The sequence below is a fragment of the Candidatus Planktophila lacus genome, assembly GCF_002288385.1.
GTDB classification, from domain to species: domain Bacteria; phylum Actinomycetota; class Actinomycetes; order Nanopelagicales; family Nanopelagicaceae; genus Planktophila; species Planktophila lacus_D.
On sequence record NZ_CP016783.1, the window covers coordinates 260,955 to 274,416 of the forward strand.

Sequence of the window (13,462 nt, forward strand, 5' to 3'; positions counted from 1 at the left end):
GGCCGGCGAATACGGAGGCAGTAAATGTTGAATTCAAAGAAGATCCTCGCAGGCGCACTAGTCGCGGCTTCACTTTTTGGTGGAGTTTCATCAGCAACAGCAGCAGATACAAAAGATGCTGCAGTTGCGCGTGCGCAAGCACAAGCAACGTTTAGAGCGCAGATGGATACCTATGTAACTGCTCATCGCGCAATCATTGATGCCCGTCGTGCAGCTGGCGCAAAAGCCCTTGCAGATTTCCAAGCAGCGCTTGCAAATGTAACTACTGATGCACAACTACAAGCGGCAAAAGATGCGCGCAAGAGTGCAAACGCTGCTGCAGATGCAACAGCCAAGGCTGCAATTGCAGCTCTCGCAAAGCCAGTTAAACCTGCTAAGCCAGTGAAGGCTTCACCAACAGCGGCTCCAAAGGCCTAACTCTTTCCCCCGAAAGGGTGGAAGCCGCAAAATCCGTGCTGCGTGCGCACGGATTTTGCGGTTTTCTCTTTTCGCGAGAGTATTAGCGCCTAGCCATACCGAATGGCATAAGTGGCCCTGGTTCACCGTTTATCGCGGACCCAGACATAGATGAAGGAATATAAAAATGAAGAAAGATATTCACCCAGAATATAAAGAGACCCAAGTAACTTGTGGTTGCGGCGAAAAGTTTGTTACTCGCTCAACAGTTGCCAGCGGATCTATCTACGTTGAAGTTTGTTCAGTCTGCCACCCGTTCTACACAGGCAAGCAGCGCATCCTCGATACTGGTGGACGCGTCGCTAAGTTCGAAGAGCGTTTCGGTAATAACTCTAAATCAAAGAACGCCGCGCCTTCCAAGTAGCTTTCTTAAAAGACCGCATCGCAACCCAATGAGGTTGCGGCGCGGTCTTTTTATTTCTTAAAGTTATTTACTACTAGCAAAACTATAAATACAACGAAGACAACGAAGAAAGGAGAAGCCAAATGGCAAAAGATAAAGATCGCTTTGCATCAGCACATGAAATGGTGCGCGAGTATCAAGAGCTAGAAAAGCAGATGGCTGATCCTTCTATCCACGAAGATCAGGGCAAAGCGCGCCAACTTGGTCGCCGCTATGCGCAGCTTGGTCCCGTTGTTGCCGGCTTTAACGCTTGGAAGTCTGCCGCCGATGATTTAGAAGCGGCGCGCGATATGGCGCAAGAAGATGAATCATTTGCTTCCGAACTTCCAGCAATGGAGACCGCTGTTGAAGCAGCAGCGGATAAATTAGAAGAGCTCTTGCTGCCCCGTGATCCCAACGATGATCGCGATGTGATTATTGAAGTTAAGGCAGGAGCAGGCGGAGATGAATCAGCGCTCTTTGCAGGTGACTTGGTCCGTATGTATCAACGCTATGCCGAAAAGCGCAATTGGAAAGTTGAGATCATCGATATGACCGAGTCCGATCTCGGCGGCTATAAAGATATTTCGATGGCGATTAAATCCAAGGGAACACCAGAACCTGGAACAACTCCTTATGCGCGTTTAAAGTTTGAAGGTGGCGTTCACCGCGTGCAACGCGTTCCAGAGACTGAAAGCCAGGGACGTATTCATACATCTGCAGCAGGCGTACTTGTCTTGCCAGAAGCAGAAGAAGTAGATGTTGAGCTAAATATGAACGATGTGCGCGTAGATGTTTATCGTTCATCAGGCCCTGGAGGACAGTCGGTTAACACCACTGACTCTGCTGTGCGCCTGACCCACGTACCAACCGGCATTGTTGTTTCATGCCAGAACGAGAAGTCACAGTTGCAGAATAAAGAATCAGCGCTACGTATCTTGCGTGCGCGCTTGCTCGCAGATGCGCAGGAAAAGGCAGAAGCGGCTGCAATGGCAGAGCGTAAGAGCCAGGTTCGCACTGTTGATCGTTCTGAGCGAATTCGTACCTATAACTACCCAGAAAATCGCCTCAGTGATCACCGCGTAAATTACAAATCAAATAACTTAGATTCAGTATTAAATGGCGAGTTAGATGATGTAGTTCAAGCCTTACTGGATGCCGATAAGGCAGCAAAGCTTTCTTCAACGAACTAATCTCAATTAATTAGATAATCAAAAAATAATGAGCGAGATCAAGAGCCTGCTTCGTTCGGCGAAAGAGAAGTTAGCGGCGGCCGATATCGCCGAAATCGATGCTGAACATTTATTTGCATACGTTCTCGGCATCTCCCGAATGGATCTCCATAATTCGGTTAAGTTGGATGCCACCCTTAAATCACTTGGCGACTTTGGCGTAATTGAAGATACCTTCGCAAAGTTGATTTCTCGCCGCGCAGGACATGAACCTCTGCAATATCTAACTGGCACCGCTTACTTCCGACATCTAGAAATTGAAGTTGGTCCGGGGGTATTGGTGCCACGTCCGGAAAGTGAACTACTGGTTGAAGCCGTACTCACACATGTTAAAAACTTAGAAGAAAAAGTCACTGGAGAGATTTCAGTAATAGATCTCGGATCAGGCTCTGGCGCGCTAGCACTTGCAATTGCTACTGAAGCGCCAAGAACCAGAGTCATCGCAGTAGAAAAAAGTCCTGAAGCTACTGAGTGGCTGAAGAAGAATGTGGCGAAGATTTCCGAGAACGTACGCGTTGTTGAAGGCGATGTGGCTGATGTATTGCCGGGCGTTAAATGCGACATCGTTATAGCTAATCCACCATATATTCCTAACACTCAATCGCTTCCTCGCGATGTTGCCGAGCATGAGCCACATATCGCGCTCTTTGGCGGTGAAACTGGGATGGAACTCCCAAAACGTTTTATCGATGCCGCCGCTCGATTGTTAAAGAGCGGGGGAGTCTTAGCGATCGAACATACTGAAGAACAAGGCGCCGCGATTGATGCGGTCTTGTCTCGCGATTTCACCGAGATAGTTCTACATAAAGATTTAAATGATCGTCCCCGTTGGACTTCTGCGGTGAGAAAATAATGGCTATGGCAACCATTGACATCAATTCGGGTGCGATAAGTGAGCACTTAGCCAGCGCGGCAGCGGCCCTTAAAGATGGTTATGTAATCGTGGCGCCACTTGAGAATTCATATGCACTTGTCGCTGATGCCTTCTTTCACGATGCGGTGCGCGCGCTGCATGTACTTCGTGGAGATGAACTTGGTGTATCTGCGCAAGTAATGATCGGTTCAAGCGCAGCGGTAGATGGCATTGCCCGTGAAATTAGCGAACCAGTAAGAAAATTGATTGATAATTTCTGGCCAGGACAGTTATCAATAAATTTAAAACCACAGCGCGGACTCAATTGGGATTTAGGTGATGGCCAACAATTAGATTCATTTAGTGTGCGAGTGCCAAGTGCGGATTTCATTTTGCAATTAGCCAAAGCGCACGGACCACTCGCGGTCGCCTCTGCAGCGCCTGCAGGTAATTCTCCAATTACCGATCCATTTGATTTAACATTTACCGAACTTGAAGTGGCAGCAATCTTTTCAGTTGGGTCAATCACCCAAGGACCGGCCACCACAGTTGTCGCGGGCGATAGCAAGCCAGCCCGTATCGTGCGCGTTGGGGCGATCTCGGCTGAGCAAATCACAGCGATCGCACCCGACATTTCTGCGCCATAAGGCTTAGGCTTGCCCGCATGAGCGCAGAGACTTTCTATGGCCCGGATTTTGCACTGCTTAGCAAGCAGGATCCAGATATTGCAGCAGTTCTACTTTCCGAGCTAAAGCGTCAGCAGACCAATCTGCAGTTAATCGCATCTGAAAACTTCACATCTCGCGCAGTATTAGCGGCCCTTGGTTCAACCCTCTCCAATAAATATGCAGAAGGTTATCCAGGCAAGCGTTACTACGGCGGCTGCGAAGAAGTCGATAAAGCCGAAGTAATTGCGATCGATCGCGCTAAATCTTTATTCGGTGCAGAACATGCCAACGTACAACCACACTCAGGAGCCAGCGCAAACGTCGCGGTCTATCAAGCATTTACCAAGCCAGGCGATACCGTCCTTGCGATGTCACTTGCTCATGGTGGCCACTTAACACATGGTTCACCTGTTAACTTCTCTGGAAAGTGGTTTAACGTCGAGTCATACGGTGTGCGCCAAGATAACGAGTTAATTGATTACGACGAGCTGCGCGATATCGCGATCCGCACTAAGCCAAAGATGATCTGTTCTGGCGCAACCGCTTACCCATCACTAGTCGACTTTGAAAAGATTCGCGCAATCTGCGATGAAGTCGGAGCGATCATGTGGGTCGATGCGGCGCACTTCATCGGACTAGTTGCCGGTAAGGCAATTCCATCACCAGTTCCTTATGCAGATGTTGTCTCATTTACAACTCATAAAGTTCTGCGCGGACCTCGCGGCGGAATGATCTTGACTAAGGCCGAGCATGCGGCAGCGATTGATAAAGCGGTATTTCCAGGTATGCAGGGTGGACCAATCATGTCGGCGGTTGCTGGCAAAGCGATTGCGCTCGCCGAATGTGCCACACCTGCCTATCAAAAGTATGCCAAGGATGTAATTGTTAACGCCCAGGCACTTGCAGCAGCTCTTGAAAAAGAGGGAATGCGCGCTGTCTCTGGCGGAACCCAAACCCACTTAGCGCTGATGGATATTCGCAGCACTGGCGTAACAGGAAAAGTTGCAGATGAGCGTTGCGGTTTAGCTGGAATTGTTATGAATAAGAATTCAATTCCTTTCGATCCAGAAAAGCCAGGTATCACAAGCGGTATTCGCGTTGGAACTCCTGCGACAACAACTCAAGGAATGGGCGTTGCAGAGATGCAGCAGATCGCAGCCTTTATCGCGCGCGCCATTAAGACTGATGATGAGAAGGCACATGCGGCAATCAAATCTGAAGTACACGCACTTACTGCGCGTTTTCCGATCTACACCGCATAAAGGCAGCGATTAGCGCATGCGTGAATATCTCGTAACGCTCTTACTTGCAGCAGCGCTCTGTTACATCATCACTCCCTTTGTAAGAAAATGGGCTTTGCACTTTGGCGCAGTGGCACAGATTCGAAAGCGCGATATTCACGTCATTCCGACTCCACGTTGGGGAGGGCTTGCGATGTGGCTTTCGATGTCAGCTACCTTCTTAATTGTCGGAAATTTAGAACTCGTTGGAAAATCTTTCGGTAATGATGCGCAAGGAATTTTCTTAGCCGGAACCTTCTTGGTTCTACTGGGAATGGCAGATGATCGATTTGAACTAGATGCGATTACCAAGTTGGCAGGCCAAGCACTTGCTGCCGGAATCTTGTTGTTATACGGAATTCAAATCTTATGGTTGCCGATAAATGGCGTAACCATGTTGCCACCGAGCGTTGGCCAATTGCTTACCGTGCTTATAGTTCTCGTAACAATCAACGCCGTTAACTTTATCGATGGCCTAGATGGCTTAGCCGCTGGAATAGTTGCAATTGCGGGCTCTGCCTTCTTCGCCTTCGCATATTTATTGGCAGTTGTTTACGGCTTTAACCGCGCAGGTGCACCATCGCTTATTACCGCGATCGCAATCGGTGTTTGCTTAGGTTTCCTGCCACACAACTCGCATCCCGCCCGCATCTTTATGGGGGATTCGGGGTCAATGTTCCTTGGCTTAATGCTGGCAGCCTCTGCAATCACTTTAACTGGCCAGGTAGATCCAAATGCAATTAGCGAAGAGAAACTTGGGCCTGCCCTATTGCCGCTACTTCTTCCTTTTGCAGTTCTTGCAATTCCACTTGCTGATTTAACTCTGGCGATCTTTCGCCGTATTCGCGCCGGCAAATCTCCGTTTTCATCCGATAAAGAACATCTACATCACCGCATTATGCGCGCTGGCAATACGCAAATCCGCACGGCTGCGATTATGTATTTGTGGACCGCAACGATTGCCTTTCCTGTCACCGTTTCAGCATTTGCTCCACTTTGGGTGGCGGCGATATTTGCAGGGGCTATGTTGGCGTTCACGATCTTCTTTAGCCGCGGTAAATCTAAGTCGTTACGAATTACAGAAAGTGTGAGCCATGTCTGATACGCAATCAAATGAATCACAACTTCTGCGAGGTGCGGTAAAGCCAACTCTGATTGTTGGCGCAATCGCGATAGTGCTATTTACTTTAACTCGCGGTCTTGCTGGTTTCTATGGCGCCTTGCTTGCGCAATTTATAGTCGCTATTTACTTCATCGTGCATATCTTGGTATCGCGCCTAACTAGAAATCTTGATCCGATAAGCACCATGGCTATGGCGCTATTTTCTTACTTTGCAAAACTTTTCTTCCTCGGCCTCTTCTTATGGGCGCTAGCCAAATACACCGATCGCGATGTAATCGATCGTTTGAGCTTCGGAGTCGCAGCCTGTGCGCTTACGGTCGCCTGGCTCGGGGGAGAGATCGCTAGTTACCTCAAGCTCAAAACTCATCTACCATTACCCCCTCAAGCAAAACAGTAATTACGGCCACGGAGGTCCCAGTGAGTAACAGCAGTCAGAACAAGCGCGATGAAAACGCAATGTGGACCATCTTCGGTTACCTCCTTTCTGGACTACTTTTCTGGGGCGGGGTTGGCTATGCCGCAGATAAGTGGTTCGACACCAGTTACCTAACCTTGGCCGGTCTGCTCGTGGGTATGGGCGGGGCCATTTATTTGGTCTGGCTACGATTCGGCCGCGAATAACGCCTAGATAAGTGACCAGCCCCACCCCTGGAGATCGGTTTTTGGATTTCACAGGTAGAGCCTTTTACCCATAAGGTTGCCCCGTTACAGGCAATTCCCTTATCTCGTCTAAGTAAATTGGAGTTCGTGTGCTCGCGTTAGTTCGTTCAAGCGCTGAAGGCGAAGGCTTTGTCCCGCCAAGTACCAAAGACTTCGAACTTCCTCCCATTTTTGGCGATAACCCTTATACGACTAAACCGATTTTCTTAGTTCTACTCTCTGTAGTTTTGATCTCAGTCTTCTTTATCGCCGCATCACGTAAAGCGGCAGTCGTGCCTTCCAAGCTCCAGTTCGCCGGCGAAAGTGTTTACGCCTTTGTGCGAAATGACCTTGCAAAAGATGTAATCGGCCACGAATTCCTTCGCTTTGTTCCGTACCTATTTACACTCTTTACCTTTATCTTGGTCAATAACTGGTTCGGAATTATTCCGCTTCTCCAGTTCCCAACGATGTCGCACGTTGGCTTCGCATATGTCTTAGCTGCATTTACATTCTTCGTCTTCCACTACATCGGAATTAAAAAGCACGGCGTTTTCAAATACCTCAAGGACATCATGTTCATGCCTGGCGTTCCAAAGGCTGCATACATCTTGATTACCCCGCTTGAAATTCTTACCTTCTTCTTAGTTCGTCCATTGACGCTCTCACTGCGTCTCTTTGCAAATATGTTTGCGGGCCACTTACTGTTGCTCGTATTTATCTTGGGCGGAGAACACCTTGCCCAGGGTGCACTTGCTTTGAAGTTGGTTAGCCCGTTTGCCTTCGGTATCGGCATCGTGTTGACCTTCTTCGAGTTCATGGTTCAATGTCTTCAGGCGTACATCTTTACCCTGTTGACCGCTCTCTACATCGCCGGCGCCCTTGCCGACGAGCACTAACACCTAACGAAAGGCAGTAAAAAATGGAAGGCACACTCAACCTGGTCGGTTTTGGCCTCGCAGCAATCGGTCCTGGTATTGCAACCGGACTTATCTTCGCCGCATATATCAACGGCGTTGCACGTCAGCCTGAAGCACGTAGCGTTCTACAGCCAATCGCGTTCCTTGGATTCGCGCTCGCTGAAGCTCTCGCACTCTTCGGTCTCGTTCTAGCTTTCGTTCTCTAATTAGCCCAGAAAATAATCTGAACTAATTATGAATAAATTCTATTTTGCCGCCGAGGGAGAGACGCTAAACCCTTTGATTCCGCATACATCGGAAATCATCGTTGGTGCGGTTGCGTTCACACTTCTCTTCCTTGTTCTGCGCAGCAAAGTGGTGCCAATGTTCGAAAAGGCATTCACTGCACGCACTGAGGCGATTCAAGGTGGAATGGAGCGCGCCGAAAAGGCGCAGCTCGAAGCGCAACGCGCGCTTTCCCAATACAACGAGCAGCTTTCAAAGGCGCGCGAAGAAGCACAAACTCTTCGTGAAGAAGCTCGCGTACAGGGCGTATCTATCGTTGAAGAACTTCGTGCGAAAGCACAAGAAGAAGCAGCACGAATTACTTCTGCTGCACACGCATCCATTGAGGCAGAGCGCCAACAAGCAATCACATCACTTCGCAACGAAGTCGGTGCGCTTGCAGTTGAACTCGCTTCAAAGATTGTCGGGGAATCTTTAGATGACCAGGCTCGTCAATCACGGATCGTTGACCGTTTCTTGGATGATCTAGAGAAGAGCAAGTAAGGAAAATGAGAATTCACCTCGGAGGCAGTAGCCGTCAGTCACTCGTGGCTGCACGTGCTGCACTCGATGTTGCAGTCAAGGGCGCAAGCGCGGCATCGGCTTCAGAGTTGTCTTCTCACCTCTTCGCAGCAGCAGATCTCTTTGCCGATAACACTTCTGTGCGTCGCGCAATTACAGATCCAGCACGCGATAAGGCAGCAAAGGCTGCACTTGTTAAAGATCTATTTACAAAATCAACCGGAACGCTCGCTGTATCACTTCTCAGCGAACTCTCTGGTCTTCGTTGGTCAGCAACTAAGGATCTGGTCTATGCAACAGAGCAGTTAGCAATTGAGGCAGAAGCATCTGCAGCAAATATTGCTGGCGAACTCGATCGCGTAGAAGATGAGTTCTTCGAAACTTCACGCCTGGTTGCCGATAATTTCGAGCTCCGCAAGGCGCTCGTAAGTGTTGGTTCAACTGAGGCCAAGTCAGCGTTAATCGCTGAAGTACTTGGCAAGAAGGCATCTGCCTCAACAATCAAGATCGCTAGCGCACTTGTTGCCTCCCTTCGCGGACGCAGCATCGAAGCAGCCTTCGCTGATTACCTCTTTGGTTTGGCAAATCGTCGCAACCGCTTAATCGCAGTTGTGCGTACAGCAACTGCTCTAACTGATGCACAGTCAAAGCGACTTGCAACAGTTCTTGAGAAGAACGTCGGTCAGCCAATCCGCATTAACGTACAAATCGACCCAACAATTCTGGGTGGAGTTTCAATCAAGTTCGCAGATGAGTTAGTCGATGGAAGCGTTGTAAACCGCCTGGCAAATGCTGGGCGTGCACTAGTTGGTCAGTCAGCGTAAGAAAAAAAGTAACAAATCAGTAATAGAGAAGATTTAAGAAGAAACGAAAAAGGGAGAACGACATGGCAGAGCTCAAGATCCAACCGAATGAAATTCGGGATGCCTTAGCGAATTTCGTTAAGTCATACGATCCAGGCGCCGCAGCTCGCGACGAAGTAGGAACAGTTAGCCAGGCAGGCGATGGAATCGCTCGCGTTGAGGGACTTCCTTCAACAATGGCAAACGAACTTCTACAGTTCGAGAACGGAACACTAGGTCTTGCACTTAACCTCGATGTGCGCGAGATCGGTGTTGTTATTCTCGGAAGTTACGCAGGAATTGAAGAAGGAACATCAGTACGCGGTACTGGTGAAATTCTTTCTGTACCAGTTGGTGATGGCTTCTTGGGTCGCGTTGTTGATCCACTTGGTCGCCCAATTGATGGCAAGGGTGAAATCAAACCTGACGCACGCCGTGCACTTGAACTACAGGCTCCCTCTGTAGTTGAGCGCCAGCCAGTTAAGGAACCACTTGCAACAGGTATTAAGGCGATCGATGCGATGACAGCGATTGGTCGCGGACAGCGCCAGTTGATCATCGGTGATCGTCAGACCGGAAAGACTGCAGTTGCGGTAGATACGATCATTAACCAGCGCGAAAACTGGCTAACTGGCGATAAGAAGAAGCAAGTTAAATGTATCTACGTTGCAATTGGTCAAAAGGGTTCAACGATCGCATCTGTTAAGGGCGCACTCGAAGAAGCTGGCGCAATGGAGTACACAACAATCGTCGCGTCCCCTGCATCAGACCCAGCGGGCTTCAAGTACCTCGCTCCTTACACCGGTTCTGCAATTGGTCAGCACTGGATGTACAAGGGCGAGCACGTTCTAATTGTTTTCGATGATTTATCAAAGCAAGCTGAGGCTTATCGTTCAGTCTCACTTCTACTTCGTCGTCCACCAGGCCGCGAAGCGTACCCAGGAGATGTTTTCTACTTACACTCACGTTTGCTAGAACGTTGCGCAAAGCTTTCTGATGAACTCGGTGGCGGTTCAATGACTGGCCTTCCAATCATTGAAACAAAGGGAAATGACGTTTCTGCGTTCATTCCTACCAACGTTATTTCTATTACAGATGGTCAGTGCTTCCTTGAAACAGATCTCTTCAACGCAGGCGTTCGCCCAGCGATCAACGTAGGTGTATCTGTTTCTCGCGTTGGTGGTTCTGCACAGACAAAGGCGATGAAGAAGATCGCTGGTCGTCTGCGTCTTGATCTCGCACAGTTCCGTGAACTCGAAGCCTTCGCTGCTTTCGGTTCTGACCTAGATGCGGCATCAAAGGCTCAACTCGAGCGCGGTGCACGTATGGTTGAACTTCTAAAGCAAGGTCAGTACTCACCTTATTCACTAGAGCGTCAGATTGTTTCAATCTGGGCCGGAACTTCAGGAGAACTTGATTCTGTTGCAGTTGCTGATATCCGTCGCTTTGAATCTGAACTTCTCGACTTCATCGGTCGCGAACGTAAAGATATCTTCACCGTAATTTCAGAGACCAAGATGCTCGAAGATGACACCGTTGCCAAGATGAAGACAGCAGTTGCTGACTTCAAGAAGCAATTCAAATCTTCTGCTGCAGGAATCGTTAACGATGCACCTGCTGAAGCACTTGATTCAGAAGGCGCTGAAGCGATCACAAAGTTTGTGCCACCGGCGGTGAAGAAGTAACCCATGGGCGCTCAACTACGCATATATCGCCGACGGATGAGATCCGTTAAGGCGACTAAGAAAATTACGAAGGCTATGGAGTTAATCTCTGCCTCTCGTATTGTCAAAGCACAGCAACGCGTTGCTGCTTCGACTCCATATGCAAATGAGTTGACCCGTGCCGTATCCGCTGTTGCTAGCTTCTCTTCAACAAACCACCCATTGACTACACCTTCTGAAAACCCAAAGCGCGCAGCGATTTTAATTATCTCTGCCGACCGCGGTATGGCTGGTGCTTATTCAAATAACGCGATCAAGGAAGGCGAACAACTCGCCGCCATGATCCGTGAACGTGGTCTTGAAGTTTCTAACTATCTTGTAGGTCGCAAGGCGGTTAACTATTACAAGTTCCGCAACCGCGATATCGCAGGTTCTTGGTCAGGTTTTTCAGATAACCCAACATATGAGAACGCTAAAGAAGTTGCCGAAGCTTTGATTGCTGCATTCATTGCAGATGCTCAAACCGATAACGCTGGCGTGGATGAAATCCATATCATCTTTACCGAGTTCAAATCAATGTTGACTCAAAATGCAATGGCCAAGCGCATGTTGCCACTGGAAGTTATTGAGAGCGATACACCAGCACCATCTGGCTTGCTTCCAATGTACGAGTTCGAACCAAATGCAGGTGAAGTACTTAACGCACTTCTTCCTCGCTATATCGAAGCCCGAATCTTCAACGCGATGTTGCAATCAGCTGCTTCCGAGCATGCTGCTCGCCGTCGCGCTATGAAGTCAGCGACTGACAACGCTGATGATTTAATCAAGTCGCTAACCCGACTTGCGAACGCGGCTCGTCAGGCCGAAATTACCCAAGAAATCAGTGAAATTGTGGGCGGCGCAGACGCGTTAGCCTCAGCTAGTGCAGGGAGTGAATGATGTCATCAACAGGTAAAGGCCGCGTTGCCCGAGTTATTGGACCGGTCGTGGATATTGAATTCCCAGCGGATTCAATGCCATCGATCTTTAACGCGCTCCACGTAGAGACCACCATGAGTGGCACTACTCGTACCTTGACCCTTGAAGTTGCACAACACATTGGTGACAACCTTGTGCGCGCAATTTCTATGCAGCCAACAGACGGAATGGTCCGTGGCGCAGAGGTAACAGATACCGGAGCAGCTATCTCAGTGCCAGTCGGTGACGTTACAAAGGGCCACGTCTTTAACACACTTGGCGAATCACTCGATGTTCCAACATCATCACTTGATATTAAAGAGCGTTGGCCAATCCACCGCGATGCACCAGCATTCGATCAACTCGAGTCAAAAACCGAAATGTTCGAGACTGGTATCAAAGTTATCGACCTTCTAACACCTTATGTAAAGGGTGGAAAGATCGGTCTCTTCGGTGGTGCAGGTGTTGGTAAGACTGTTCTTATCCAGGAAATGATCTACCGCGTAGCGGAAAACTTCGGTGGTGTATCTGTATTCGCCGGCGTTGGAGAACGTACTCGCGAAGGTAACGACTTGTTCCTGGAAATGACCGAAACCGGCGTTATCAATAAGACAGCCTTGGTCTTTGGTCAGATGGATGAGCCACCTGGCACGCGTCTTCGCGTTGCTCTTTCAGCGCTAACCATGGCTGAGTACTTCCGCGATGTTCAGAAGCAGGATGTATTGCTCTTCATCGACAATATCTTCCGCTTTACTCAGGCAGGTTCTGAAGTATCAACACTTCTCGGCCGTATGCCATCTGCTGTGGGTTACCAGCCAACACTTGCAGATGAAATGGGTCAGTTGCAGGAGCGCATTACTTCAACTCGTGGTCACTCAATTACATCTATGCAGGCAATTTACGTTCCTGCAGATGACATTACCGACCCAGCCCCACACACAACTTTCGCGCACTTAGATGCAACAACAGTGTTGTCTCGTCCGATCTCAGAGCTTGGTATCTACCCAGCTGTGGATCCACTTGACTCAACATCACGCATCTTGGATCCACGCTATATCGGTGAGCACCACTTCCGTGTTGCAAACCGCATTAAGCAGATCTTGCAGCGTTATAAGGATCTACAGGACATCATCGCAATTCTCGGTATCGATGAATTGTCAGAAGATGACCGCGTACTAGTTGGTCGCGCACGTCGCATCCAGCGCTTCTTGTCACAGAACACATTCGTTGCGAAGGTCTTTACTGGTATCGACGGTTCATTCGTTCCGCTATCAGAGACAATCTCAGCCTTTGAAGCACTAGCTGATGGCAAGTACGACCACCTTCCAGAACAAGCATTCTTCATGTGCGGTGGCCTCGACGATGTCGAGCGCAGAGCTGCAGAGTTAGCGAAGAGCTAATCACATGGCACTTAACGTCGAACTAGTATCGCCAACACAACAGGTGTGGTCCGGGCAGGCAACTTTCGTTTCTGCTCGCACAACTGAAGGAGACCTCGGTGTCCTTCCAGATCACGCACCTTTGTTTGGCGTACTAGTCGACGGTGCCGTGAGCATCAAAGCAGTCGATGGAACGACGAAGGAATTCAACGTACAGGGCGGCTTCTTATCTGTCGCTAACAATCGCGTTTCGATACTTACAGAAACGGTCGGTTAGTTTC

The 13,462-nt window shown here is 49.1% G+C and carries 17 protein-coding genes; all 17 read left to right on the forward strand.

The window, feature by feature from the left end:
• Positions 1-24 precede the first annotated feature (24 nt).
• The 17 genes from A1sIIB60_RS01270 (at position 25) to A1sIIB60_RS01345 (ending at position 13,458) form a co-directional block, all read left to right on the forward strand.
• Positions 25-417: a hypothetical protein gene (locus A1sIIB60_RS01270; protein ID WP_095677090.1), complete on the forward strand. Its 393-nt coding sequence runs from the start codon at positions 25-27 to the stop codon at positions 415-417.
• Positions 418-583: 166 nt separating this feature from the next.
• The gene (gene rpmE, locus A1sIIB60_RS01275; protein ID WP_095670717.1) at positions 584-820 is read left to right on the forward strand and encodes a 50S ribosomal protein L31; all 237 of its coding nucleotides are present in this window, start codon (positions 584-586) and stop codon (positions 818-820) included.
• A 122-nt stretch (positions 821-942) separates the two neighbouring features.
• Complete coding sequence (gene prfA, locus A1sIIB60_RS01280; protein ID WP_095677091.1) at positions 943-2,031, forward strand: peptide chain release factor 1; 1,089 nt, start codon at positions 943-945, stop codon at positions 2,029-2,031.
• Between the two features lie 28 nt (positions 2,032-2,059).
• Positions 2,060-2,923 (forward strand): peptide chain release factor N(5)-glutamine methyltransferase, encoded by an 864-nt coding sequence (gene prmC, locus A1sIIB60_RS01285; protein ID WP_095677092.1) that lies wholly within the window; start codon positions 2,060-2,062, stop codon positions 2,921-2,923.
• Positions 2,924-2,928: 5 nt separating this feature from the next.
• Complete coding sequence (locus A1sIIB60_RS01290) at positions 2,929-3,570, forward strand: L-threonylcarbamoyladenylate synthase (RefSeq protein WP_190277184.1); 642 nt, start codon at positions 2,929-2,931, stop codon at positions 3,568-3,570.
• Between the two features lie 17 nt (positions 3,571-3,587).
• A complete protein-coding gene (locus A1sIIB60_RS01295; RefSeq protein WP_095677094.1) occupies positions 3,588-4,853 on the forward strand; it encodes a serine hydroxymethyltransferase in 1,266 nt (421 codons plus the stop codon).
• Positions 4,854-4,869: 16 nt separating this feature from the next.
• Complete coding sequence (locus A1sIIB60_RS01300; RefSeq protein ID WP_095670723.1) at positions 4,870-5,973, forward strand: glycosyltransferase family 4 protein; 1,104 nt, start codon at positions 4,870-4,872, stop codon at positions 5,971-5,973.
• Positions 5,966-6,391, forward strand: coding sequence for a Cg1360 family ATP-synthase-associated protein (locus A1sIIB60_RS01305; RefSeq protein WP_095677095.1), 426 nt, complete (start codon positions 5,966-5,968; stop codon positions 6,389-6,391). The genes A1sIIB60_RS01300 and A1sIIB60_RS01305 overlap by 8 nt, the downstream gene beginning before the upstream one ends.
• 20 nt (positions 6,392-6,411) lie before the next feature.
• Entirely contained in the window at positions 6,412-6,615 is a 204-nt protein-coding gene (locus tag A1sIIB60_RS07225; protein ID WP_125932378.1) for an AtpZ/AtpI family protein, read from the forward strand.
• 128 nt (positions 6,616-6,743) lie between these two features.
• Positions 6,744-7,532, forward strand: coding sequence for a F0F1 ATP synthase subunit A (atpB, locus tag A1sIIB60_RS01310; RefSeq protein WP_095670725.1), 789 nt, complete (start codon positions 6,744-6,746; stop codon positions 7,530-7,532).
• 23 nt (positions 7,533-7,555) lie between these two features.
• A complete protein-coding gene (gene atpE, locus A1sIIB60_RS01315) occupies positions 7,556-7,759 on the forward strand; it encodes an ATP synthase F0 subunit C (protein ID WP_018206788.1) in 204 nt (67 codons plus the stop codon).
• A gap of 28 nt (positions 7,760-7,787) precedes the next feature.
• A complete protein-coding gene (locus A1sIIB60_RS01320) occupies positions 7,788-8,321 on the forward strand; it encodes a F0F1 ATP synthase subunit B (protein WP_095670726.1) in 534 nt (177 codons plus the stop codon).
• A 5-nt stretch (positions 8,322-8,326) separates the two neighbouring features.
• Positions 8,327-9,163 (forward strand): F0F1 ATP synthase subunit delta, encoded by an 837-nt coding sequence (locus A1sIIB60_RS01325; RefSeq protein ID WP_095670727.1) that lies wholly within the window; start codon positions 8,327-8,329, stop codon positions 9,161-9,163.
• A 62-nt stretch (positions 9,164-9,225) separates the two neighbouring features.
• Positions 9,226-10,866: a F0F1 ATP synthase subunit alpha gene (gene atpA, locus A1sIIB60_RS01330; protein WP_095677096.1), complete on the forward strand. Its 1,641-nt coding sequence runs from the start codon at positions 9,226-9,228 to the stop codon at positions 10,864-10,866.
• A gap of 3 nt (positions 10,867-10,869) precedes the next feature.
• Complete coding sequence (locus A1sIIB60_RS01335) at positions 10,870-11,784, forward strand: F0F1 ATP synthase subunit gamma (protein WP_095677097.1); 915 nt, start codon at positions 10,870-10,872, stop codon at positions 11,782-11,784.
• Entirely contained in the window at positions 11,784-13,202 is a 1,419-nt protein-coding gene (gene atpD / locus A1sIIB60_RS01340; RefSeq protein WP_095677098.1) for a F0F1 ATP synthase subunit beta, read from the forward strand. Before A1sIIB60_RS01335 ends, atpD begins: the two co-directional genes overlap by 1 nt.
• Before the next feature lie 4 nt (positions 13,203-13,206).
• Entirely contained in the window at positions 13,207-13,458 is a 252-nt protein-coding gene (locus tag A1sIIB60_RS01345) for a F0F1 ATP synthase subunit epsilon (RefSeq protein WP_095677099.1), read from the forward strand.
• Positions 13,459-13,462: the final 4 nt, after the last annotated feature.